Consider the following 25,598-nt stretch of genomic DNA (forward strand, 5'->3'; position numbering starts at 1 on the left):
GATAGGCAATCTCTTCGTAATGACCATCCTATCCATGAAACAATTCATTTTCGGTAAAGTTTCCTAATTTCCGATATTTCTCATAGAGAGCAAGATACGCCAGGTGATTTTCGTGATTCGGTTGGTATTCTTTTGCAAAACCTTGTCCCATAGCCTGCTGTGCATCCTCGATTTTGGTATATATACCAGCAGCTACGGCTGCGAACATGGAGGCTCCGAAAGCGCAAGCCTGTTCTGCTTTGGCTACTTTGATCGGCATGTCCAACACATCTGCCAAAGTCTGCATGACGAACGGGGATTTCAATGAAATGCCACCGATTCCGATTACGCTCTCGATCTTTATGCCGTTTTCCAGGAAACGATCGACGATGGCTTTTGAGCCGAACGCTGTCGCTTCCACCAGGGCCCGGAAGATAAGCGGAGCAGAGCTTGCCAGGTTGAGGCCGGTAATCGTACCTTTCACCAGTTGGCTGGCATCGGGTGTGCGGCGGCCGTTCATCCAGTCTACTGCTAAGATTGTACTTTCGTTTACTGGCACTTTGGCTGCTTCTTCGGACAGGGCGGGGATGATCTTGTCTGCTGTTTCCTCGATCAGCCTGGCTTTTGTATCTTCGTCGACTAGGGTGCTCTGGCTCAAGATGTTTTCAAGTGGCCATGCCAATACGCGCTTGAACCAGGCATAAATATCGCCGAAACCGGATTGTCCGGCTTCTAATCCGATCATACCAGGGATAACGGAACCGTCTACCTGGCCGCAGATGCCGGGAACAAGTTTTTCGCCCATTTCTTCGTAAGATGAAACCATAATGTCGCAGGTCGATGTACCGATCACGCGCACGAATGTACGAGGAGTGATCTCGGCACCGACAGCTCCCATATGGCAGTCGAACGCACCGACTGAAACTGCTACGCCGGTTGTTAAGCCGAGGCGTTCCGCCCATTCCGGCGTCAATGTGCCTACTTTCACATCGCTGGTATAAGTTTTCTCAAACAGATGACTACGGAAACCGGCCAACTTCGGTTCGAGTGAGGTCAGGAATTCTTCGGTTGGCAATCCACCCCATTTTTCCGACCACATGGCTTTATGTCCGGCTGCACAACGGCTGCGGTACACCTCTTCCGGTTTGGTTTTTCCGGTAATAAGGGCTGGCAGCCAGTCACAATGCTCGATCCATGCATAGGCCTCCTTGCAGACACTGTCGTCTATGCGGAGGACATGCGCCATCTTGGCCCATACCCATTCGGAAGAGTAGATGCCACCTTCATAAGCGGTGTAATCGATACCCCAGCGTTTCGCTAGTTCGTTGATCTCGGCGGCTTCCCGGATGGCGGTATGGTCTTTCCAAAGGACGAACATCGCATTCGGGTTTTCAGCATATTCGGGTAATAAGGCGAGGGGAGTACCACTCTTGTCGGTCAGGACAGGCGTGCTTCCGGTCGTATCGAAAGCAATGCCGACCACGTTCGGGGCTGTCCCGTCAGGGCATTGTGCGAGTGCATCCTTTACTGTGGCTTCCAACCCTTCTATGTAATCCAACGGATGCTGGCGGTACTGGTTTTTTGTGGGATCGCAGTATTTCCCTTCCATCCAGCGGGAATAGTACTTGACAGCTGAAGCTATTTCGTGACCTGTTGCAGCATCTACGACTACGGCGCGACAGGAGTCGCTACCGTAGTCCAGGCCTATAACATACTTTTCGTTTGCCATGACTTAAGCCTGTAATGCTCGGTTCAACATGTAATACAAATCGTTGTACTGCAATTCTTTCTTGAAGCTGGAAATGGTCGTATCCTTATCGATCACCACCAGTTCGATACCGGCGATATCGGCATAGTCTTCCATATATTCCACTGTCAGGTCGTAGGAAAAACTCGTATGATGGGTTCCTCCGGCCAGTATCCAGGCAGCAGCACCGATCTCCAAGTTCGGTTGTGGAATCCAGAGTGCGCTGGCAACTGGAAGGTTGGGCAGCGGCTTGCTTTTGATGCAATCCACTTTGTTCACGATCAGGCGGAAACGGTTTCCCATGTCGACGATTGTGGCAGCAACGCCTTCACCCGGTTTGCTGGTGAATACGAGGCGGGCTGTTTCACTGTCTATACCGATGCTCAAACGGTGTACCTCCAGCTTTGGCTTATGTTCGGAGATCAGGGGGCAAACTTCCAGCATATGTGCCTGGAGGATTGCACTCTTTTCGCCATCGAAATTCAAAGTGTAATCTTCGAGGAAGGAGCAACCATTCGGCATTCCCTGGCTCATGAACCACATGGTGCGGTATAGGGCTGCTGTTTTCCAGTCTCCTTCGGCGCCGAAGCCATAGCCTTCCGCCATCAGGCGTTGTGATGCCAGGCCCGGAATCTGGTCGAAATTGCCAAGGTCGTCAAAATTGGTTGTAAAGGCTTTTGCCCCTTTGTCTTTCAGGATACGGCGGATGGCGATTTCGGCTTTTGCCGAGTTCCATACTTTTGTGTAGGCTTCCGTCTTTTTATCTTCCAGTTCGGGCACATGATCGTACTCGGCGAAATATTGTCCGACAAGTTCCTCTATGTCTTTGTCTTCTACCGTGTCGTAGTATTCCATTAGGTCATTTACCGGACAGTAATCGACATGGTAGCCCAATTTCAGCTCGGCTTCCACCTTGTCACCGTCTGTAACGGCTACATTATTCATCTGGTCGCCGAAACGGATGATCAGCATGTCCTGTGCATCGGCCCAGGCTGCTGCTACGCGCATCCAGACTGCGATCTTGGCTTGTGCTTTCGGGTCTTGCCAATGTCCTACCACGACTTTACGGTTTTTACGCATCCGGCTCACCATATGGCCGAATTCGCGGTCTCCGTGAGCGGACTGGTTCAGGTTCATAAAGTCCATATCCATCGTTTCCCAAGGTATCTCTTTGTTAAACTGGGTATGGAAATGAAGCAATGGTTTTTTCAATTCCTGCAGACCGTGGATCCACATTTTGGCTGGAGAGAAGGTGTGCATCCAGGTTATAACACCGATACATTTGTCATCGTTGTTAGCGGCTTTAAATGCAGCCGTTACCTCTTTTGCTGAGTTGACAGTCCCTTTGTAGACTACGTTTACAGGCAAGTTCCCGGATTCGTTTAATCCTTTTACCATTTCATTGGAATGAGCGTCCACCTGGATTACCGCATCGCCTCCGTACAGAAGCTGTGCTCCCGTTACGAACCATACTTCAAGATCTTTAAAATTTGTCATGGTTTATTGATTTAATTGTTATGTTATTTATTTTTTATTTTTGTCCGTAATAAGCATTTGGGCCGTGTTTGCGCTCGAAATGTTTTGTGATAAGATATTTGTTCATGGTCAATTGGGGATTGATGCCGTACGAGATATACGCCATCTTGGCCACCTGTTCCATTACGACTGCGTTGTAGACAGCTCCTGCCGCATCCTTACCCCATGCGAATGGACCGTGATTTCCCACTAGGACTCCCGGAATGTGTACCGGATTCAGTTCTTTAAAGCGTTCGACGATCACATTGCCGGTCTCTTTCTCATAATCACCTTCAATTTCTTCCTTCGTCATCGGGCGGGTACAGGGTATCGCATCACTGAAATAATCGGCATGTGTCGTACCGATATTCGGGATGTCGCATCCGGCCTGCGCCCAAGATGTTGCATATGTAGAGTGTGTGTGTACAATTCCCCCGATTTCCGGGAATGCCTTGTACAGGACCAAGTGGGTAGGAGTATCTGATGACGGTTTGAGGTTACCTTCCATAACATTCCCGTCCAAGTCGAGCACCACCATGTCGCTGGTTTTCATTGTTTCGTAAGAAACTCCGGAAGGTTTGATTACGATCAGGCCTTTTTTTCGGTCTATGGCACTTACGTTTCCCCAGGTAAAAATGACCAATCCGTGTTTTACCAAATCCAGATTGGCTTTAAAAACCTTTTCTTTTAACTCTTCAACCATACTTATTACTTGTTTATTTGTGGTTTGTATGTGTTCGGGTGTAAAAGTAACACTTTAGTGTAGTGGGTGTACAAAAAAAGCTATGTTCTACAACATAGCTACCTTTGTTTTTGCTTTTATTCCTCCGGCATGGAATTTCAGTTTCATGGTCATAAGATGTCTGTTCCATGCCCGTGGAATTATAGTTTCATCTGAATGGAACTGAAAAAATATCCGATATCTTTTCCTATAAGGAAAAATAGAACCCTTGTTCCAGTAGATGATCGTATTTTTCTTTGTTGAACATATAATAGAAAGCCCCTCTTTTGGAACCTTTCTTGTCCTTTTCATCCAACTTTTCCAGAATATCCATCGCATTCAGTTTTTTGCGGAAGTTACGCTTGTCCAGTTGGGTCTGGTAGATCGCTTCATACAGGCTTTGTAATTGCGGTAACGTGAATTTTTCGGGAAGAAGATTGAATCCGACCGGGCGGGTAGCCGCTTTCCGACGGAGGCGGGCCAATGTATCGGTGATCATTTTGTTATGGTCGAAAATAAGTTGCGGGATCTCGCTGATCTTGGTCCAGACCGCATTGTGTTCTTCCAGTGTCTCGGCACTGAAATCGTTCATATTGATGAGTGAATAGTATGCTACGGAGATCACCCGCTCTCCAAGGTCGCGGGTAACATCTCCGTAAGCACCTACCTGTTCCATAAAAAGATTATCGATGCCGGTACAGTCGGTGAGCACGCGTGACGCGGCTTCCTCGATACTTTCACCTGCTTTGATAAAACCGCCCATCAGAGACCATTGTCCCATCATGGGTTCAAATTTACGTTTATAAAGTAAAACATTGAGCTCTTTTTGATCGAATCCGAGTATGATACAATCTACTGCAACGTAAAATTTGGTTTCGTTCTGATAAAAAGCGGCTGTCATGATTTTTATGGAATTATAATTAATTTATTATGCGAGTTTGCGTGCGCCGTCGCTGATTACTACATTATACAACTTAGGTTCGTGACCGAATTTAGCAGTGTAAGATTCGAATGCTTCTTTTACGAATGCATCGTATTTTTCTTCTTTCACCAGGTTGATTGTACAACCGCCGAAGCCTCCACCCATTACACGTGAACCGGTTACACCGCATTTCTTGGCAACATCGTTCAGAAAGTCCAATTCTTCGCAGCTGACTTCGTACAATTTGCTCATGCCGTGATGTGTTTCGTACATCTTCTTGCCTACGGTTTCATAGTCGTCTTTTTCTAAAGCGTCGCAAACGTCGAGTACGCGTTGTACTTCTTCGATCACATATTCGGCACGCATATAATCTTCAGCACTAATGTCGCCTTTAACTTCGTTCAGCATATCCATTGTCGCATCACGCAGGAATTCGACTTCCGGATGATTGCGGCGGATTGCGGCGGCGGCGCTTTCGCAAGACTGGCGACGTTTGTTGTAAGCCGAAGATGCCAGTTCGTGCTTAACGACTGAATCCAGCAAAACCAATTTGTAACCGACCGGATGGAATGGGAAATATTTATATTCGAGTGAACGGCAATCCAGGCGGATCAAACTGCCTTCTTTTCCGAATACGGAAGCGAACTGGTCCATAATACCGCAGTTTACACCACAATAGTTATGCTCCGTAGACTGGCCGATCTTAGCTAATTCAAATTTATCGATGTTCAGAGAGAACAAGTCATTTAGAGCAAATGCATAAGTACTTTCCAATGCAGCAGAAGAGGACATACCTGCACCCAGAGGTACATCACCTGCAAACACGGTATCGAATCCTTGGATCTGTCCGCCACGTTTGATGGTTTCGCGGCAAACACCGAAAATATACCTTGCCCAGCTTGCTTTCGGAGCGTCTTCTTCGTTCAGACCGAATTCGGCGTAGTCGTTCAGGTCAACAGAGAAAGCACGGACTTTACCTGTTCCGTTCGGTCTGATTTCGGCAATCATGCCTTTGTCGATAGCCCCTGGAAATACGAAACCGCCGTTATAATCGGTATGTTCGCCAATCAGGTTAATACGGCCTGGAGATGCATATACGCTACCTTCTATTGAGAATAACTCCTGAAATTTATTTCTGATTTTTTGTCTCATGATAGATTTGTTTTTAATTAGGTTATTAAACAATTGAAGAAATTATCCGACTACAAATATAGTTAGATAATTTCTTCAATCATATAGTTACACTTGTTTTTTATTCAACCGGGATATTCTTGTTTACGTTCTTGCAACCAACCAAAGCATAGAACAACAGATAAGCCAGCGCGATCAGAATAACTACATAGCTGGTCATAAATCCGGACATGTCAGCGATTTGACCCTGAATCAGCGGTAAAATACCACCACCGCAAACCAATACCATGAAGATACCAGAAGCTGCTTCCGTATATTTACCCAGACCTTCGACAGCCAAGTTAAAGATACCCCCCCACATAATAGAAGTACAAAGACCGCAAAGCGCCATAAACATGATGCTGATAGGAACTTGTGCTACACCGAATGAAATATCACTTTTGAATACCGGCATACTAACCATTGTAGTGATCGGACAGATAAAGGCAAGGATAATGAACAGGATACCGACACCCGATGCTACTGTAAGCATAGCCTTACTTGTGAATTTACCTCCTAAAGAAGCACCAACCAGACGTCCGATTAACATCAGGAACCAATAGGTGCCGACTACCGAACCGGCAATTGTTGAGTCGATTGCCAGACCTCCTCCGGCTTCGGGTGTCATCATGAACAGACCTGCGAAGTGAGGAATACCGACCTCAATACCAACATATACGAAGATAGCTAATGCACCTAATTTGAAGTGGCGGAATGCAAGCGGGCTGTGTTCGTTTTTTGCATTGTTGTTTGCTTTTGCCAGACTTGGTTCCGGGATATTCATGATGAATAATACCAGGAATGCCACGGCAAAGATGGCCATTGCAATGTACAGAGCCGGTAATGCTTTAGCGATTGTACGTTCTTCAACGACGGTTCCCATCAGATAACCGACCAAAACCGGAACGATGGTAGCTGATACCGAGTTCAACGAACCACCCATCTGGATTAACTGATTACCTTTCTTACCGCCACCACCTAATGTATTCAACATCGGGTTTACGACTGTATTCAACATACACATGGAGAAACCGGAAACAAATGCACCAGCAACATAAGTGGCAAATCCCATTTTAGAGGAAAGAACTTGAATGCCGACACCTACAAAACCGACTACGATTGCGATCAGTGCTGTTTTCTTATAGCCGATCTTCTGTAAAAGCATACCTGCCGGAATACCCATGAAAGCATATGCGATAAAGTTTGCAAAGAAGCCTAAAGTAGCCTCAAAATTGGATGCTCCGAATTCATTTTGAACAATAGCCCCGAAAGGTTGAGGCAGACCTGTAACGAAAGAGATCATAGCGAACAATGCGAACATCATCGCTATAGGTAATACATAATTTTTTTGTTTAGTTGACTCCATTTCTTTTTAGATATTTAGATTATTAATTATTTAGATCGATTGAATAGGCTTTATTCTACTGTGAATTTGTAGATTGTCTTGCTTTGGAATGTTTCGCCCGGCCGCAGGACGGTAGACGGATATTCCGGTTTGTTCGGGCTATCGGGATAATGCTGTGTTTCCAGACAGAGGGCGGCACGTGCCGGATAGCGTTGTCCGTTCTTGCCGACAAAATTGCCCGTCATCCAGTTGCCTGTGTATAATTGTACGCCCGGCTGTGTCGTGTAGCATTCCATTACGATGCCGGTTTTGGGTGATACGCAACGGGCGCAGAACGACAGTTCGTTTTCTTCTTTTTTGTTTAATATATATGTATGGTCATAACCTTTTCCGAAATTCAGTGCTTCGAAATCTTCATCGATACGTTCGCCTACTTCGTGTGGAGTGCGGAAATCCATCGGGGTTCCTTCCACTTTTTCCTTCGGACCGTAAGGAATAGCCGTCTCGTCGGTCGGCAGATAGTAATCCGCATTGATTGTCAGTTTGTGATCATATACAGAAGGATCACCCTGGCCGGAGAGGTTGAAGTAGGAGTGATTGGTCAGGTTCAGGACGGTCGGTTTGTCTGTTACCGCATGGTACATGATTACGACCTCATTGTCATCGGAAAGATGATAAGTAACCGTTGTATCCAGTTTTCCGGGGAAACCTTCTTCACCATCGGCAGACGTATATTTCAGCTCTACCGTCTGGCCGTCGATCTTGTTCAGATCCCAGACTACGGAATTGAAGCCTTTCAAACCTCCATGCAGGCTGTTCGGCCCGTTGTTGATAGCCAATTTATCGTACACAACACCATCCAATGTGAATTTTCCACCTGCGATACGGTTGCCATATCGTCCGCAAATAGCTCCGAAATAAGGTTCTTCGGATACCAGGTATTCGTCTATAGAATTGTGTCCTGTCACTACATCGGTTAACTTTCCGGACCGATCCGGTACCATAAGCGATACAATTTTTGCACCGTAGTTGGTAATGGTAAGTTCTGCTCCTTTGTTATTTGTAAGGATGCACAGCATCGTCTCCTTGCCATCTATTTGCTTGCTGAAATTAGCTACAGTCAAGCCAGACAGCGTGCTTTCGTTCTTCATGTAAATATAGTTTCAAAATTGTGTGTAAAATTACTCTCTTCTTTGTATTCATGTACTACTTTAAAGATGTTTTATAGCATAAAACGGCTTTTTGTCTGCTAAAATGAATGATTTGTCTCCCTTCTATCGAAATTATTAGTGTATATTTGCGACTAAATAATCTTTGTATTCACGGAAAAACACATACCTATGACAAAAAGTATGAAAAAAGCCATTTCCCTATGTCTATTTAGCATGGGTGCTGTCGGTTTAATGGCACAAAGTAATGAGTTTAAAATAGATGTACAGAAAACAGGTGCACCTATCCAGTCGACCATGTACGGGATCTTTTTTGAAGATATCAATTTCGGTGCCGATGGAGGCCTGTATGCCGAACTTATCAAGAACCGTTCTTTCGAGTTTGAAAACCCTTTCGGAGGCTGGATGCCGTTCGGAAATGTCAGTGTACAGACCAAGAATCCTTGTTTTGATCGTAACCCGCATTATGTCCGCCTTTCTTATGAAAAGGAACTGACCGGAACCGGCCTTGACAATGAAGGCTTCAAAGGAATCGGTATCCGGGAAGGGGAGAAGTACGACTTCTCTTTATATGCCCGTACCCAGTCCGGTATGCCGGTTAAGTTGCGTATCAACTTGGTGGACAGCCGGAACGACCTGTACGAACAAAAAGAGATCGAGGTGAGTGGCAAGGAATGGAAGAAATATACGGTTGTCCTGACACCGGGAGTGACGGAGGCCCGTTCCCGTCTGCGTATCACGATGGCGACGAAAGGAACTGTCGATCTCGAACACATTTCACTGTTTCCGCAAAAGACATTCAATAACCGTCCGAACGGTATGCGTGCCGATTTGGCACAGGCATTGAAAGATCTGAAACCGGGTGTCTTCCGCTTTCCCGGCGGTTGCATCGTGGAGGGTACGAACAAAGCTACTCGTTACCAGTGGAAAAACACGATCGGTCCGGTCGAGAATCGTCCGATCAACATCAACCGTTGGAACTATACATTCTCACATAAGAAATTCCCGGATTATTACCAGTCTTACGGCCTGGGCTTTTTCGAATATTTCCAGTTGAGCGAAGATATCGGGGCAGAACCGCTTCCCGTGTTGAATTGCGGCCTTTCTTGTCAGTATGAGAACCAGGATCCGAACGAGAATTGCCCGGTGGACAAGTTGCAACCTTATATAGACGATGCCCTCGACCTGATCGAGTTTGCCAACGGTCCGGTAACCAGCAAATGGGGAAAGATACGTGCCGATATGGGACATCCGGCTCCTTTCAACCTGAAACTCATTGCCATCGGCAACGAACAGTGGGGGCCGCTTTATCCCGAACGTCTCGAACCGTTTATCAAGGCGATCCGTGCCAGATATCCGGAGATAAAAATCATCGGTAGTTCCGGTCCGCAATCGGAAGGCGAGGATTTCAATTTCCTTTGGCCGGAGATGAAGCGTCTGAAAGTGGATTTGGTGGACGAACATTTCTACCGGTCTCCCGAATGGTTCTTGAACGGAGCCAAGCGCTATGATTCGTATGACCGCCAAGGACCGAAAGTTTTTGCCGGCGAATATGCCTGCCATCCGGCCAATCGCGAGAACAGTTTCCTGACCGCCTTGTGCGAAGCCGCCTTTATGACAGGTTTTGAACGGAATGCGGATGTGGTGCACTTATGCACGTATGCCCCGCTTTTTGCTCATGTAGACGCTTGGCAGTGGCGTCCGGATCTGATCTGGTTCGACAACCTTTCGTTGGTAAAGACTCCTAACTATTATGTGCAGCAGCTATACGGTCATAATGCCGGTACAAATGTCGTTCCGCTGACCATGCAGGACGAACCGGTCACCGGACAGCAGGATTTGTATGCCACTGCGGCAGTCGATAAGCATTCGAACGAACTAATCATCAAAGTCGCCAATACGGGAATCTGTAACAAGAGGATCAAGTTGAACTTGAACGGTCTTTCGGCCGGTAAGCATAAAGGGATGCTTACATTGCTCCATTCTTCCGACCTGGAAGCCAAAAACACGTTGTGCAATCCTTCGGCGGTAGTCCCGGTCGTTTCCGATATCGAGATGGAGGCTCCGCAAATGGATGTGAACTTGAAACCGCTTAGTTTCTCTGTTTATCGTATCAAATTATGAAATGAATGATGTATCGAAAGTGTTTTTCCCTACATCAAGACCTGCAAAATGAGAATAATTCATAATTTTGTAAGTGAAGGTTTTAAATTCTAATGGAAATGAAGTTACCTAATGTGTTTCGTATAATAAATGTGTTTTTGGGATTGACGTGTGCTGCTTCTGTTTATTCTCAAGGAGTGAATTATTTGGATAATTTGTATGACTTTATAGAGAATACGTCTGTTTTTGAATTGAATCAAGAAGAAGGAAGATCTTATCATATTCCCCAAAAACATCTGTCTCTTAATGGAGAATGGAAGTTTTTATATAGTGATGTACCTGAGAATATACCTGCTGACTTTTACAAAATAAACTATAACGATTGGGATTGGGAGAAAATTAAAGTTCCGTCTAATTGGGAAATGGAAGGTTATGGAGATCGATTATTTCGTAATGTCCAAGCACCTTTTAAAGCGAATCCCCCTTTCGTCCCTCGTGAGTATAATCCTACTGGAGCATATCGTCGTACATTTACATTACCTTCTTCTTGGAAAGGTGATCAGGTCTTTTTACGAATGGAAAAAGTAGCTTCCGCCTCTTTTGTTTGGATCAATGGTGAAGAAGTTGGTTATAACGAAGGTGCACAAGAACCTGCGGAATATAATATTACCAAATATTTGCGTCAGGGTAAGAATACAATTGCTGTTCATGTAGTTAAATATTCTGATGGATACTATCTTGAAGGACAAGATTATTGGCGTTTGGCTGGAATATTCGATGATGTATGGATTTATGCCACTCCTTCTGTACGTCTGTTCGATTGGTATGTTGTAACTGATTTAGATGATAACTATACTAATGCTGTATTGCACCTTGCTATTGATGTGAAAAAATACACAACTACTTTATCTGAAAAATATCGTATTAAAGCTAATTTGTTGGATGCCAATCGTAAATTGGTGAAAGAAATGATAAGTGATCCTTTTGTGATGAATAGAGAGAGGAGAAAGCAGGTAATATTTTCAGAGCAGATAACCCAACCTAAGAAATGGACCTCCGAAACACCTAATCTTTATACGTTGGAAATGAAATTGCAGACCGCAGGGGGGAAAACTACTGATATTATTCGGACAAAAATAGGGTTTAAGGAAACCGAAATCCGAGGAGAAACATTTTATTTGAATGGTGTGCCGCTTAAAGTAAATGCGCAAAATTCACATATGCAGCATCCTGAATTAGGACATGTGATGAATGAAGAAACAATTCGTAAAGATTTTGAAATATTGAAGCAGTTTAATTTTAATGCAGTACGTACATCACACTATCCTCCGGTAAGCCGTTATTTGGAACTTGCAAATGAATATGGCCTGTTTGTTATAGATGAAGCCGGGACAGAATCGCATGCTACAGAGTTTGTCTCTAAACAGAAAGAATATACAGAAATGTACCGTGAACGTGTGAGACAAATGGTGTTGCGTGACCGAAACTATCCTTGTGTTCTTTTCTGGAGTGCAGGGAATGAGAGCGGTGAAGGATTTAATATTACAGAAGCTATTAAAGAAGGACGTAAATATGATCATACTCGCTATTGGATGTATGGAGGAAATGCGTATGCTCATCCTGCTGAAGAAATTATTGGCCCGCGCTATCCGCTTCCTATTGAATTGGAAATGCAGACTGGGATTATACCAGATAAAAATGACAGACGACCTTCGTTTATGGATGAATATCTCTCGGTAGCAGGTAATGGTGGTGGTGGCTTGGATGATTATTGGCGAGTGGTTTATGCGCATCCTCGTCTGATGGGGGGGGCGATATGGGATTTTGTCAGTCCTGGATTGACGGAACGTATTCGGAAAATAGAAGATAAATCCCTTTTTTCAACTCCTGTTCATTTGATGGGTAATACTCAATTGGTAAAAGCTGTTGACGGTAATGCTCTTGATCTTAACGGGCATGATCAATGGGTTGAAGTATATAGACAGTCGAATGTTGAGATTGAAAGTAATGAATTGACTTTAACAATGGATGTCTATCCTCGAAAATTAATTAGCAGTTGTGGCTCTTTTCTTACAAAAGGTAGTTATCAATTTGGGTTACAGCAAAGGGGTAAAGATTCGCTTGATTTCTATATATATACCGATAAACACCATATATTGAGGATTCCTTTACCAACTGATTGGGAATACAATTGGCATAAGTTGTGTGGTGTTTATGACGGTCGAGAAATGGCTGTATATATTGATGGAAAGAAAATTGGGACTTCGTCTGCAACGGGTAAAATTAAAAATTTTCCATTCCCGGTAAATATAGGTCGTAATGGAGAAATACATGGTCAGGAAACAAATGTGTATATTTGTGATGCGCAGATAGATAATGTAGGAATTTTTACTGAAGCAGTTTCCCCGGACTGTTATGATAAGACGAAAGCTGTGCTTTGGCTTGATTTTGAAAATTTAATTGATTGTGGTTCTTTCTTTAGTTATGGTATAGGTGCTCGTACTTATGGTTGTATTTGGCCAAATCGAAAAGTTCAACCGGAAATGTGGCAAATGAAAAAAAGTGTACAACCCTTGTCTATCTCTTTAATTGATGCAGAACAAGGTTGGGTAGAGGTGTGGAACCGGAATCATTTTTTGGATGCTTCACATTACCAAACTCGTTGGTTCCTTGAAGCTGATGGAGATGTGATAGAAGAAGGAATAATAGACTTGCAAGTAGCCCCATTGACAAAGAAACAGGTAAGAATACCTTATCACAAGCCTATGATTATTCCTGGAAAAGAATATAGGATTACGATCAGTTCAGTTTTAAAGAATGATGAAATATGGGCTTCTGCTGGTCATGAAGTAGCTTGGGATCAGTTGGAATTACCATGGTTTAAACAACTATGCGAGGAAAAAAAGAAAAAAGATTCACTTGTTAATTACGAAACAGATCAGCTTATAATTGTTAAAGGAAAGGATTTCTCTTATACTTTTTGTAAGAAGAGTGGAGCGTTGTCTTCTATCGTTCTAAAGGGAAAGGAATTATTGAAATCTCCTCTGAAATTCAATCTTTGGCGTGCCCCCTTGGCTAATGAGGTGGATGGATGGAATGCGAGGAATGCTCGAACAATGAACTGGCAAGAAGGTTATGGTTATCAGGTCGCTACAGAATTTTATTCTTTGGGTATTGATAAGTTAGTATCACATCCTATGTCTGTACAAGCTTTTGAGCAAGCTGGAAATGTTTATGTTTATGTTCGGGATATGACTATTATGGGAGATATATCTGTCAGCCAGCGTGATTTGTATATAAGTGGTAGTGTAATTAATGGCTTTGAGAATCGTTATGTTTTTATGATATCTCCAGATGGTGAGCTAACATTAAAGCATTCTGCATTACCTCAAGGTTGTATGCCATTATGGTTACCTCGTATAGGTTTGACTATGATATTAGATAAATGTTTAGATCGGGTGGAATGGTATGGGCGTGGTCCTCAGGAAAACTATCCAGATCGAAAAACCGGCTATAAAATCGGAGTTTATTCAACTACAGTGAAAAAAATGTATGAGCCTTATTTATTGCCACAAGATTATGGTCTTCGAACTGATAATCGTTGGTTACGGATGACGGATTGTCAGGGAATGGGGTTGGAGTTTAGTATGGATCAATGGTTTAATTTTAACGCATATCCTTATTCTACGGATAACTTGACAAAAGCGGTATATACATATCAGTTACAAGAACAAGATGGTACGACATTGAATCTTGATTATGCAACATCGGGAGTTGGTTGTACCGCTCGATCAATTTTGAATTCATACCGTGTTATGCCTCGATTGTATGAACGTAAAATGAAGATACGATTAGTTGGTTTGTAGTACTGGATGTATTCAACTTGCAGAATGTAATTATATTTTTTAGTTTGCATAAGAAACCTGTTTTTATGGGAGGATCTGGATCTTGTGATTGTTTTTCAGATGAATATTTGTTAGCCTTGTTGGGCAAGGGTGACGAGCAGGCATTCACGATTATTTATCAGCGCTATCATAAATTATTGTATGTTGTGGCTTATAAATATCTAAAGAATGATTGTTCGGCAAAGGATTCTGTGCAACAGATTTTTTATAGGTTGTGGGAGTCTCGTTCTGTATTAATTATAAATATGAATTTAAGGAATTATTTATATACTATGCTGAAAAATCATTTATTAAATGAGATTCGTAATAACTATATGGCTATGGAAAAAAACTATGAATTAGCTCAGGAGAAAGTGGAGTATGAAGATGATTTGTTGGATAATATAGAGAAAAAGGAGATAGAGGAACAACTCTACCGGGCAATAAATGGTTTGCCGGAACAAAAAAAGCAGGTATGCTTGTATAAGCTAAGAGGTAATTTATCGAATTTGGAAATTGCCAATAAAATGGGAATATCAGTCCCGACTGTTAAGACTCATTATGCACAGGCTGTTAAAATGTTACGTGAGCATTTTAATAAATTATTGTTTATGATTTACTCATTTTGGTTATCTTGAAATCATACTAATTTCATTTTTATGTGTCTATTAATAAAAACAATCTGATAAAAGATGAAAATGCCTGATAAACATACTATAGACAAAGTACTTAGAAATGCGGCTTCTAAAGAAGAAGCAAAAGAAGTCATTCGTTGGTTTACCACATCGGAAGGACGTACCTATTTGGAGAATCTGATTATGGAAGATGAAAAAAATGTTTTACCAGGAACGGAAGAACATTATATAGATGTGCAAATACCGTCTGAAGAAATGTATGATCGGATTATGTCAATGGTTCGTTGGCAGCGTCGTAGACGCACTTTGTTTCGTGTGGCCGCTATTTTGATCCCATTTGTGTTATTTGTCGGACAATTATGGTATCTTGATAGGAATATTGATTTGTTGGGTAATTCTGATGTGGAAGAGGTATATGTTCCTAAAGGAGAACGTACATTGATTGTTTTTCAAGATGGAACAAAAGCTTATATAAATTCAGAAAGTCGAATTAAGTATCCTCGAAAGTTTGGGTTATCGGAAAGAAAAGTTTATTTGGAAGGCGAAGCTTTTTTTGAAGTTTCTCCAAACAGGAAACGTTCGTTTATTGTGAGTTTGGGTGATTTAGATGTCAAAGTATTGGGAACTACATTTGATGTGAAGGCTTATCCGGAAGATTCAGAAATATATGTGATGTTGGAAACTGGTCGTGTATCGATCTCCTCTTTTTCTCAGCAGATTGCTCATTTGAATCCAGGAGATCAAGCTATTTATAATCGGAAGACAAATACTTGCAAGATTTCTAGTCCTGAAAATTTAGTTAATAATTTGGCTTGGAGAAAAAATCAGATTGTTTTTGATAATACTCCGTTGGAAGAGGTGATTGAGGTATTATCACGCTGGTATGATGTGGAATTTGTCATTGACGATCTGTCTACTTACCACTATAGTTATACATTGGCATCTTCAAAAAAGCAGATTCATCAGATATTGGAAGAGTTGGAAAAAATCTCTCCAGTTCGTTTTACAGATCAGGATGGAAAAATACATGTTTCGATGAAAAAATAAAAAAAGTCGTGATAAGGCTCATCCTTTTTTCCTTTATATGTGTCTATTATATATATGGAGATTGGAAACGATATCTTCTTCCTATTTTGAAGGATGATATCATTGTTGAACTTAAATAGAATGCTTATGGTAAATATGACTTAAAAAAATAACCGGAAATGCCCCACATCTCCGGTTATCGGATTGTACTGAAATTCAAATTAATTTCTAATACTTAAAAACAGTTTCAAATATATGCAAAAAAAATATCAATGCCTAAAAAGGCGAGGCCTTTTAATATTAATTGAGAAAATCCCAAATACCATGAAACTTTCATTTCTTTTCATGCTTATTTCTTTTATGAGCTTTACAGCAAAAGCTGCGGCTCAAAAGGTTTCAGTCACATTTAATAATGTGAAAATGGAAAAGGTTCTGTCGGTAATAACGAAACAGACGGGACTTAATGTCGCTTATAGTAAACAGGTCGTAAATTTGGATCATCGGGTGAGTATTCATGTGGAAGATGCAGAAGTAAATCATGTATTGGATCTTCTTGTTGCAGAAACAAATATGGGTTATGAAGTGAAAAATGGAAAAATCTATTTGTTTGATAAGAAATATGAGCGTACAATTCAGCAGCAGGAGAAAAGGGAAATTACTGGTGTTGTAAAAGACAAAGAAGGAGAAGCTATTGTCGGAGCAAATGTTGTAGTTAAAGGTACGACGATTGGAAACATGACAGATATGGATGGTAAATTCAGTCTGGAAGTTCCGAAAAATGTGACTTTGCAAATTTCTTATATAGGGTATAAATCCACAGAAGTGTCTGTAGGAAAACAAACCTTCTTAAATATTCTTTTAACAGAAGATACCGAAATGCTGGAAGAAGTCGTTGTTGTCGGATATGGTACGACGAAAAGGCGTGATGTTGTCGGCTCAATTTCTAAGATAAGTAGTGACGATATAGTAAAAATTCCATCTACAAATTTAGCTGAAAGTTTACAAGGAATGTCCAGTGGTATGATGGTAACCAATAATAGTGGCCATCCGGGTTCTGCTCCACAAATAAAGATTCGTGGTTTGAATTCGATTAATTTAAGTACGGATCCGCTATGGATTATAGATGGTATGCCTATCCATACGGGATCCAGTGAACATACCCAGAATGGAGTGAAAGGAATTTCTCCGATTTCAATGATTAATCCAAATGATATAGAATCAATAGAGGTTTTAAAAGATGCTGCAGCAACTGCTATTTATGGTAGTAGAGCTGCCGGGGGTGTAATATTGGTGACAACGAAATCTAATAAAGGAAAACTGACAGGTGTTAAGTTGAGTTATGATGGAGGAGTATCCAAAATACCGTTCTCTCAGAATGATATTTTTGTAGATTCTCCCACTTGGTGGAAAATGATGGATAAAGCGCAAGCTAATGCTGGCAATGTTCCGACCGATCCTACTCAGATTATGGCAACTCAATTTTGGGGAGAACGCCCTGATATGACACGTGAAGAAGCAATTGCGACTAATACCGATCATTTGAAAGCATTAACTCAAGATGCTTATTTTCATCAGTTTAGTTTGACTGCAAATAAAGGATTTGAAACTGGCGGAGTGATGTTTTCGGCTAATTATCGTGATGAAAAAGGTTTGATTAAAAATAATGATTTTAAGCGTTTTACAGGTCGGTTTAGCTTTAACTTTAAACCTCTTAACTCGGTGGAGATGGGAGTTAATGCCAATTTTATTTATTTGAAAACTAACGGAGTGAAATCTTCTCAAGGAAAAGGTAATGGGGGATGGGCCAATTGGCGCTATACTTTACCTTGGTATAAAGTTTATGATGAAAATTCACAAACTGGATATTGGGCTGTAAATAGTGGCTATAATATGGCTGCTTTTTCTGATCGAAATTTAACACGTAATGATGTTGATCAATATAGAACATTGGGAAATGCTTATTTACAATGGAATACACCTCTGAAAGGATTAATGATAAAAGGAGAAGCTGGTGTTGATTTAATTGTAAATAATAGTACCTTTTGGCAGTCATCATTATTAGCTCCTACTGCACCATTTGTATCAAGAGCTTTTGAACAGTCGGTCACAAAGTCTAATATAAATTATGATGCATATGTTAATTATAATAGGACGTTTAGTGAAGTACATTTTTTGGACGTAACGATTGGAGCTGAGGCCTCACGAAATTGGTCATATACTCGTTATGCTGAAGGACAGGATTTGCAAACAGTATATCCAGAACTGATTAATCCGCTTACGATGAATTCAATGGGAGGACGTCGTGGAGGAGATGCCTACCTCATGGGGCTTTTCGCTCGCGTAAATTATAAGCTAATGGATCGATATTTATTGAATGCAAGTGTTCGTAGAGATGGCCATTCCGCATTTAGTAAAGATAATCGTTGGGCTAACTTCTATGCTTTTGGAGCAGGTTGGATTATGACGGAAGAAGATTTTATGAAAGATTGGGAATGGTTGAATATGCTAAAATTGAGAGGTAGTTATGGTATAACAGGAAATACTGCTGTTTCTAATTCTATGACTTATTTATCTTGGGGATTGAATACAAATAAGGTGTTTGGTGTGGATTATTTGCATGGCGCTACTACTGTTGGACCAATGGGTAGTAAAGACCTAAAATGGGAAACAACTGCAAATCTTGATTTAGGTTTTGACTTTGGAATATTAAATAATAGAATCAACGGTTCTTTTGCATATTACACTCAGAAAGTTTCAGACTTGATTTTGTTAGGAAATGTTCAACCTTCTGTTGGATTTGACACGAATCAAATATACGAGAATGTCGGGGACTTAAAGAATTGGGGATTTGAATTTAATGTTTCTTCTGTAAATATTGAAAATAGGAATTTTACTTGGAAAACTGATTTTAATATCAGTACTAATAAGAATAAAATTCTTACGTTGAATGCAGCAGAGCAAGGAAAAGGAAAAGAAGAATCAACCAGCATTCGTAAAGAAGGAGAAGCCCTTAATACTTATTACTTGGCAAGTAATGTAGGAGTGGATTCTGAGAAGGGTATCTATATGATAGAACAGAGAGATAAAGATGTTTGGGATAAAGCTTATGAAACGACTTCTACAGGGAAGATCATTCCTATGACAAACAATAACGTTTCTAATAATAAAATGATTCAACATGGAAAAACACCTCTTCCTAAATTCTATGGAGGTTTGAGTAATACATTTTATTATAGAAATTTTGATTTGAATGTTATGTTTAGTTTTGCTGGAGGACATTGGTTGTTAAATAGCTTATATACTACTGGGACACAAATGAGCAGTGAGTGCAATACTGTTAAAGATATGGTGGGTAATACATGGGAAAAAGCAGGTGATAATGCCAAATATCCACAATTGGTATCTGGGAATAATTACCATTATGATAATGATGGTAATTATAGTGAAAAGACAGTTGCTTATGGTAGTGTTGGCCAAACAACTCGTTTCCTCCAAAGAGGAGATTATATCCGTTTGAGGAATTTGCAATTGGGGTATACTTTGCCTAAATCTGTATTGAATGCTATAAGATTGAGCAATGTAAGGTTTTATGTTGGTGTAACAAATTTGTTTACAATAACAGGTTATGATGGATTGGATCCGGAAACCCAGCAGGATTTGCCAATTCCGCGTACAGTGAACTTTGGACTTTCGTTGAACCTATAATTTAATTGAAATATGAAAAGTAAGTATTTGACTATATTAGCTTGTGTTGGATTATTAAACTTTTGTTCATGTGATGATTTTTTTGAGTTAAAAAGACCTCAGGAAACACAATGGACAACGACTGCAACATATGAGCAGGGACTTTCTTCTGCTTATGTAAGTTTACAATGGACAGATGCCGGAAGAGGTTTCCCTCAGTATATTGATTTTTTGACCTCCGGAACAGCTTCTTTGATGGATGGTAATACTCCAGGATTGGATGGAGAAAAATATTTTTACAGAAGTTTTGATGAAAAATTGGGGAGAATGACTACAATTTGGAGAACTTATTATAATGTAATAACTAAATGTAATTTAGCTCTTGATGTTGATCGAGATGGAAATGGGAACCCTTTTAACTTGGATACGAGAAGTGATGATTTTATCCATAATTATACAAGACAAGTTGCTGAATATCATTTTTGTCGTGCGTTTTCTTATTTTAGTCTAATTCGTATTTTTGCGGCTCCTTATAATCACAATGGTGAAAATAATCAGAAGATTATCCCTCTGAAAGAGAGTGCTGCTTATTCAAAAGAAGATGTTTATCACGAAGAATTGGGTACGGTTGAAGAAGTTTATGATTTGATTATTCGTGATTTAAAGTATGCTAAAGAAAATTTGCCGGATCAATTTACATTAACTTCTTGGAATAATGTTTCTGGATATGAGTGCGGGCGTGCTAACAAGTGGGTTGCTACCTCTTTATTGGGGAAGGTCTATTTTCTTATGGGAAAGTATGCCGAAGCAAAAGCTGAATTTGATGCTGTTATTAATTATGCGGAGTCGACAGGAACTTATAAATTAGAAGCTCCAAAAGATCCATTTAATAAAGAAAAAGCACAAGATGTCCCGAAGGAATCTATTTGGGAATTTAATAGTGGCTTTTTAGATGGAAAGTTTGAAAACCATAATAATTATATGTATTGTGGAATGGTTATGGGATTGCGTTTTCGAGATTCGAATGGAGATGAATTAGAAAGCCTTCCGGGGAATAATGAAGGTACGGTTATCAGTTCGTGGAACGGTTTTGGTATCGCTTATACTTCATTAAAAGAGATGGGATGGATGAAAGATCCTATGAATGGAGATTATACGATTACTCCAGAAGCTGAAGCTGATTTACGATATCAACAGGTATATCATTTAATGTTACCTTATAAAGAAGGTATTAAAAAAGGAGATCCTGAGTATATAACGACTGAATCTTTGGCTGGTCATTCGATGGTTAAGACACCTCATGTATATATTGATAAATTTTTCCGTGGAGCAAAGCCTTATGGAAAATTTTCTAAATTCCCACTTATTAGATTGGCTGATATTTATTTGCTGCGTGCTTGGTTAAGATGGAATAGTAATGATTTACAGGGAGCTGCAGATGATCTGAATATTGTTTGGAATCGGGCTAATCCTCAAAATCAGGATATTTATACTGCTTCAAATGTTAATCACGAGGTGATTTATCGAGAGTATCTACGTGAGATGACTGGAGAAGGGTGGACTGTAGATTTCATGATGGGAACTCAAATGACAATTCCTGCAGGTGACAGTAAATTGAATTCACAGGTTGCTCCTCCTTATTCTTCTTGGTATTGGTCTATACCGGATGATGAGGTGAATTTGAATGACAAATATCAATGAATTTCAGAAAGATGAAGAACTGTATATTGTTGATTGTTTCTGCTTGTTTGTTTGTGAATACGTTGAAGTTATATGCTCAAGATAAAACAAATGTAAGTGGTGTTTACCCTCATTTGGCAATGGTGGCAGATCAGACTCCAAGAACAGAAGCTGGAACAGGAGCCTTGTTTCCTTGGGCCAATCGTTTGTGGGTGATAACATATGTTGCCCATTTTAGTGGAACAGGTTCCGGAACAGGTTTATATGAAATAAATGATAAAATGGAGATCCGGAAAAGGCCGGAGAGCGTTGTTGGTACGTATGCAAATCGTTTTTTGCATGGACCTACGAATCAATTGATAATCGGACCTCACATTATTGACCATAATGGAAATGTAAGGACTATTGAAGGTGTTATAAATCATCGTTTAGCTGCAACTATGGCTCATTTGACAGATCCTGCTAATAAAGTTTATTTTTTGGCAATGGAAGGTCAATTCTTTGAAGTAGATGTGCATACGTTGGAAACCAAACTACTTTTTAATTTGTGTGATGAGTTGAAAGAGCCAAAAGGATCCAAGCCTCATTTTAAATCTGGTTTTACTCGTCATGGAAAAGTAGTAGTGTGTAACAATAGCTATTCGGTGAAAGATTATAATGAAGAATGGAAAGCTGGGCGTTTAGCAGAATGGGACGGAAAAAATTGGACTGTTTTAGAAGAAAAACCATTTACTGAGGTATGGAGTGCATCGCATTTTGGAGCACCTATTATTGCTACTGGATGGGATAATGCTTCGGCGATTATGAAAGTTTTCATCCCGAAAATAAAAGAATGGAAACGTTATCGATTGCCGAAAGCCAGTAAAACTTTTGATGAAACAAGTTGTACGGAATGGTTTCGTATCCGTGAAGTTGAAACGGAACGTGCAATGATGGATTGCCACGGACTTTTTTATGAAATAGGATTCCATTTGTATGCTGATCAGTTATGGGCGATTCGTCCAGTTTGTTCCCATTTACGTATAATTCCGGATTATTGTTCGTGGAAAGGCATGCTGGTGATGGGAGGAAATCAGGCAACTCCGATGAAATTTGGTCCTGCTGATGGAAATCCTCTTGCCGGTCAGCCTCAAGCAGGCCTTTGGTTTGGAAAAACGGACGATTTATGGTCATGGGGTAAACCAACCGGAGAAGGTGGTGTTTGGTCCAATGACGATGTCATTGCAGGAATGCCTTCAGATCCTTATCTGATGTATGGTTTTACAAAAAAGTCATTCCATTTGTGGCATGATAAAAAAGAGCCGGTTTCATTTAACATTGAAGTCGATGTTGTAGGGAATGGTGAATTTAAATCATATAAGACTTTGAATGTTGGGCCAGGAGAATATTGTCATTATGAATTCCCTGAAGTTTTTTCAGCTCGTTGGGTTCGAGTGACTTCGACTAAGAACTGCAAGGCTACGGCTTGGTTCATTTATAATAATTGAAAAATAGTGCGACCAATAATAAGTACTTGTTTGTATTTCTATTTCTAATAAGTTAGTGGTATAAATGCCACTAACTTATTTTCTACAATCGAGTGCTATAGGATTGTTATGTTCAATAATTAAAGACCTCATGTCATATGATGATGAAACTTTGTCTTTTGTTTTTCCCTTTTTTCTTAATTTCGTGTCAAGGACATGTGCAAATAGAGAAATCCCCTGCTGAGTATGTAAATCCTTTTATTGATACCCATAAAAGTCGTTGGTTTTTCTTTTCGTCTGCAAGCAGACCCTTTGGAATGGTAAATTTAAGTCCTGATACAAATGTGGATGGATCATGGAAATCAGGATATATGTTTGATAGTACATATGTCCGTTGTTTCAGTCATGTGCATGCTTGGCAATTGTCGGGTATACCTGTAATGCCGACTGTTGGAGATTTCAAAGGGCATTTGGGTATGGAGGCTTACAAATCATCTTTTAGCCATAAAGGAGAAATTGCAGTTCCCGGATATCATAAATTATATTTAGAAGATTATGATGTGTGGGCGGAATTAACTTCAACATGTCGAGTCGGTATGCATCGGTATACTTTTCCTGAAAGTGATCAGGCTTATGTTTTATTTGATACAGGTGCATTTCTTGCCCATGCAGATATGGATTCTTCTTTTGTTAAAAAAATAAATGATTGTGAAATAGAAGGTATGTCACTGATGGCTCCTACCGGTAGAAGACCTAAAGCGACCCCAATCTATTTTGTTGCTCGTTTTAATAAAAGAATGAGTGCTTTTGGAGGATGGAGAGATAGTACGGTATTGGATGAATTGACAGAAATTTCCGGAAAAGATATAGGAGTTTTTGCCCGATTTGAAACACGTGAAAGAGAGAAAATCATATTAAAAGTGGCTATTTCCTATAATAGTCCGGAACAGGCACGAAAAAATATGGATGCCGAGTTATGTGATTGGGATTTTGATCGTGTGAAAAAAGAATCGTTTGACGAGTGGGACAGGGAATTGGGAAAGATTCGTGTGAAAGGTGGTTCTGAAAAGCAAAAGATAAAATTTTATACGGATTTGTGGCATGCTTTGTTAGGACGCCGGATTGTGAGTGACGTAGATGGAAAATATTTAGATACGACAGGTGATACCCCTGTGACCCGTCAAGCTCCTTTGGACAAAAGAGGAAATCCTTGGCCTCATTATAATTTTGATGCGTTATGGGGGAGTCATTGGTCTCTTAATATTCTTTGGTCAATGGTTTATCCGGAGGTGATGGACGGTTTTTGCAATACGATGGTGAGCATGTATGAAAATGGGGGATTGATACCACGTGGGCCTTCTGGGGGAAATTATACTTATGTGATGATCGGAGATCCAGCAGCCTCTTTTTTTGCAACAGCTTATAATAAAGGAATTCGCAATTATAATGTGGTAAAAGCCTATGAAGGACTTCGGAAAAATGCTTTTGTTGGAGGTATTCGTGATCATGCAGGGTACGAGCATGAAAGTCCTGCGTTTGGAGGGGGGATGGATTATTATGTTCGGCAAGGATGGATACCGGAACGCATTAGAGGTAAAGGCGGGCACAAAGATGGCTGTGCGATGACGTTGGAATACGCTTATCAGGATTGGTGTTTAGCACAGCTTGCAGCTAATTTTGGAAAATGGTCCGATTATGAGTTGTTTATGAGACGATCCCAGAACTATAGAAATGTTTGGAATCCGGAAAATAAATATATGCAACCACGGGAAATAGATGGAAGTTGGTGTAAAGAGTTTAAACCCATTGGTTCTGAGTTTGGATTTACGGAGGCAAATGGGGCTGTTTATACACATTTTGTTCCCCATGACATGCAAGGGTTGATAGGGTTATTTGGAGGAAAAGATGCCTATGTTGAGCGATTGAACCGACAATTTGTGGAAGGAGAGAAAAATGGTTTTAAACATGATCGGTATTATACGACATGGACTGCTTATACAAATCAGCCCGGAACAGGAATGGCACATTTGTTTAATCATGCTGGTTATCCGTGGCTGACTCAAAAATGGGTACGTAAAGTGAAAGACGCCTATGGTGACATCACTCCCTATGGAGGATATGAAGATGATGAAGATCAGGGACAAATGGGGGCATTGGGAGTCTTGATGGCAATCGGTTTATTCGAAGTTGACGGTGGTGCTGCTGAAAAACCAGTTTATGAAATAACATCTCCTATATTTGATAGAATTGTGATAAAGTTGAACCCAGACTATTATAGAGGTAATCAATTTGAAATTATTACAAATAATAATTCGTCTGAAAATATATATATCCAATCTGCTAAATTGAATGGAAATGTTCATAATACTTATTGGTTTTTTCATGATGATTTTACAAAAGGTGGCATTTTGATTTTAAATATGGATTCTATACCTAATAAAGAGTGGGGATATCTATCGCATAGATGATAAATGTTATAAATTATTTCGTTAAGATTGGATCTATATTTAATGTGGATTTGAAATTATCTGCACAAAGATAAAGGTATTTAG

15 protein-coding genes are annotated in these 25,598 nt (G+C 40.6%); 8 read left to right on the plus strand and 7 right to left on the minus strand.

Annotated elements, in window-relative coordinates:
• Nucleotides 1-28: 28 nt before the first annotated feature.
• From NQ564_RS03960 to NQ564_RS03990, 7 genes are all read right to left on the minus strand, one after another.
• On the minus strand, nucleotides 29-1,708 hold the full coding sequence (locus NQ564_RS03960) for a ribulokinase (protein WP_008147623.1): 1,680 nt from the start codon (nucleotides 1,706-1,708) through the stop codon (nucleotides 29-31).
• A gap of 3 nt (nucleotides 1,709-1,711) precedes the next feature.
• Nucleotides 1,712-3,223, minus strand: coding sequence for an L-arabinose isomerase (gene araA, locus NQ564_RS03965; RefSeq protein ID WP_008147625.1), 1,512 nt, complete (start codon nucleotides 3,221-3,223; stop codon nucleotides 1,712-1,714).
• Nucleotides 3,224-3,257: 34 nt separating this feature from the next.
• Entirely contained in the window at nucleotides 3,258-3,944 is a 687-nt protein-coding gene (locus NQ564_RS03970) for an L-ribulose-5-phosphate 4-epimerase (RefSeq protein WP_008147626.1), read from the minus strand.
• Nucleotides 3,945-4,170: 226 nt separating this feature from the next.
• Entirely contained in the window at nucleotides 4,171-4,863 is a 693-nt protein-coding gene (locus NQ564_RS03975; protein WP_008147630.1) for an NUDIX hydrolase, read from the minus strand.
• 27 nt (nucleotides 4,864-4,890) lie between these two features.
• Nucleotides 4,891-6,036, minus strand: coding sequence for a galactokinase (gene galK / locus NQ564_RS03980; protein WP_021862415.1), 1,146 nt, complete (start codon nucleotides 6,034-6,036; stop codon nucleotides 4,891-4,893).
• A 100-nt stretch (nucleotides 6,037-6,136) separates the two neighbouring features.
• Nucleotides 6,137-7,420 carry an MFS transporter gene (locus tag NQ564_RS03985; RefSeq protein WP_087375495.1) on the minus strand — a complete coding sequence of 428 codons (1,284 nt, stop codon included), beginning with the start codon at nucleotides 7,418-7,420 and terminating at the stop codon, nucleotides 6,137-6,139.
• 50 nt (nucleotides 7,421-7,470) lie between these two features.
• Nucleotides 7,471-8,550 (minus strand): aldose epimerase family protein, encoded by a 1,080-nt coding sequence (locus NQ564_RS03990; RefSeq protein WP_008147637.1) that lies wholly within the window; start codon nucleotides 8,548-8,550, stop codon nucleotides 7,471-7,473.
• A 189-nt stretch (nucleotides 8,551-8,739) separates the two neighbouring features.
• Here NQ564_RS03990 and NQ564_RS03995 point away from each other — a divergent pair, with 189 nt between their 5' ends.
• The 8 genes from NQ564_RS03995 (at nucleotide 8,740) to NQ564_RS04030 (ending at nucleotide 25,514) form a co-directional block, all read left to right on the plus strand.
• The gene (locus NQ564_RS03995) at nucleotides 8,740-10,692 is read left to right on the plus strand and encodes an alpha-L-arabinofuranosidase C-terminal domain-containing protein (RefSeq protein ID WP_008147640.1); all 1,953 of its coding nucleotides are present in this window, start codon (nucleotides 8,740-8,742) and stop codon (nucleotides 10,690-10,692) included.
• 98 nt (nucleotides 10,693-10,790) lie between these two features.
• Nucleotides 10,791-14,537, plus strand: coding sequence for a beta-galactosidase small subunit-related protein (locus NQ564_RS04000; protein ID WP_204246130.1), 3,747 nt, complete (start codon nucleotides 10,791-10,793; stop codon nucleotides 14,535-14,537).
• A 65-nt stretch (nucleotides 14,538-14,602) separates the two neighbouring features.
• Nucleotides 14,603-15,193 (plus strand): RNA polymerase sigma factor, encoded by a 591-nt coding sequence (locus NQ564_RS04005; protein WP_008147644.1) that lies wholly within the window; start codon nucleotides 14,603-14,605, stop codon nucleotides 15,191-15,193.
• A gap of 54 nt (nucleotides 15,194-15,247) precedes the next feature.
• The gene (locus NQ564_RS04010) at nucleotides 15,248-16,237 is read left to right on the plus strand and encodes a FecR family protein (protein ID WP_008147646.1); all 990 of its coding nucleotides are present in this window, start codon (nucleotides 15,248-15,250) and stop codon (nucleotides 16,235-16,237) included.
• Nucleotides 16,238-16,540: 303 nt separating this feature from the next.
• Complete coding sequence (locus NQ564_RS04015; RefSeq protein WP_157632031.1) at nucleotides 16,541-19,921, plus strand: TonB-dependent receptor; 3,381 nt, start codon at nucleotides 16,541-16,543, stop codon at nucleotides 19,919-19,921.
• 12 nt (nucleotides 19,922-19,933) lie between these two features.
• Nucleotides 19,934-21,601: a RagB/SusD family nutrient uptake outer membrane protein gene (locus NQ564_RS04020; RefSeq protein WP_008147650.1), complete on the plus strand. Its 1,668-nt coding sequence runs from the start codon at nucleotides 19,934-19,936 to the stop codon at nucleotides 21,599-21,601.
• Nucleotides 21,602-21,612: 11 nt separating this feature from the next.
• Nucleotides 21,613-23,067 carry a hypothetical protein gene (locus NQ564_RS04025; protein WP_129649805.1) on the plus strand — a complete coding sequence of 485 codons (1,455 nt, stop codon included), beginning with the start codon at nucleotides 21,613-21,615 and terminating at the stop codon, nucleotides 23,065-23,067.
• 137 nt (nucleotides 23,068-23,204) lie between these two features.
• The gene (locus tag NQ564_RS04030; protein ID WP_021862613.1) at nucleotides 23,205-25,514 is read left to right on the plus strand and encodes a GH92 family glycosyl hydrolase; all 2,310 of its coding nucleotides are present in this window, start codon (nucleotides 23,205-23,207) and stop codon (nucleotides 25,512-25,514) included.
• Nucleotides 25,515-25,598: the final 84 nt, after the last annotated feature.

The organism is Parabacteroides johnsonii DSM 18315 (genome assembly GCF_025151045.1).
GTDB classification, from domain to species: Bacteria; Bacteroidota; Bacteroidia; order Bacteroidales; family Tannerellaceae; genus Parabacteroides; species Parabacteroides johnsonii.

Bases quoted from the DNA above. Each gene is read 5' to 3' on its own strand.
- NQ564_RS03960 (WP_008147623.1), bottom strand. From the start codon at position 1,708: ATGGCAAACGAAAAGTATGTTATAGGCCTGGACTACGGTAGCGACTCC.
- araA (WP_008147625.1), bottom strand. From the start codon at position 3,223: ATGACAAATTTTAAAGATCTTGAAGTATGGTTCGTAACGGGAGCACAG.
- NQ564_RS03970 (WP_008147626.1), bottom strand. From the start codon at position 3,944: ATGGTTGAAGAGTTAAAAGAAAAGGTTTTTAAAGCCAATCTGGATTTG.
- NQ564_RS03975 (WP_008147630.1), bottom strand. From the start codon at position 4,863: ATGACAGCCGCTTTTTATCAGAACGAAACCAAATTTTACGTTGCAGTA.
- galK (WP_021862415.1), bottom strand. From the start codon at position 6,036: ATGAGACAAAAAATCAGAAATAAATTTCAGGAGTTATTCTCAATAGAA.
- NQ564_RS03985 (WP_087375495.1), bottom strand. From the start codon at position 7,420: ATGGAGTCAACTAAACAAAAAAATTATGTATTACCTATAGCGATGATG.
- NQ564_RS03990 (WP_008147637.1), bottom strand. From the start codon at position 8,550: ATGAAGAACGAAAGCACGCTGTCTGGCTTGACTGTAGCTAATTTCAGC.
- NQ564_RS03995 (WP_008147640.1), top strand. From the start codon at position 8,740: ATGACAAAAAGTATGAAAAAAGCCATTTCCCTATGTCTATTTAGCATG.
- NQ564_RS04000 (WP_204246130.1), top strand. From the start codon at position 10,791: ATGAAGTTACCTAATGTGTTTCGTATAATAAATGTGTTTTTGGGATTG.
- NQ564_RS04005 (WP_008147644.1), top strand. From the start codon at position 14,603: ATGGGAGGATCTGGATCTTGTGATTGTTTTTCAGATGAATATTTGTTA.
- NQ564_RS04010 (WP_008147646.1), top strand. From the start codon at position 15,248: ATGAAAATGCCTGATAAACATACTATAGACAAAGTACTTAGAAATGCG.
- NQ564_RS04015 (WP_157632031.1), top strand. From the start codon at position 16,541: ATGAAACTTTCATTTCTTTTCATGCTTATTTCTTTTATGAGCTTTACA.
- NQ564_RS04020 (WP_008147650.1), top strand. From the start codon at position 19,934: ATGAAAAGTAAGTATTTGACTATATTAGCTTGTGTTGGATTATTAAAC.
- NQ564_RS04025 (WP_129649805.1), top strand. From the start codon at position 21,613: ATGAAGAACTGTATATTGTTGATTGTTTCTGCTTGTTTGTTTGTGAAT.
- NQ564_RS04030 (WP_021862613.1), top strand. From the start codon at position 23,205: ATGATGATGAAACTTTGTCTTTTGTTTTTCCCTTTTTTCTTAATTTCG.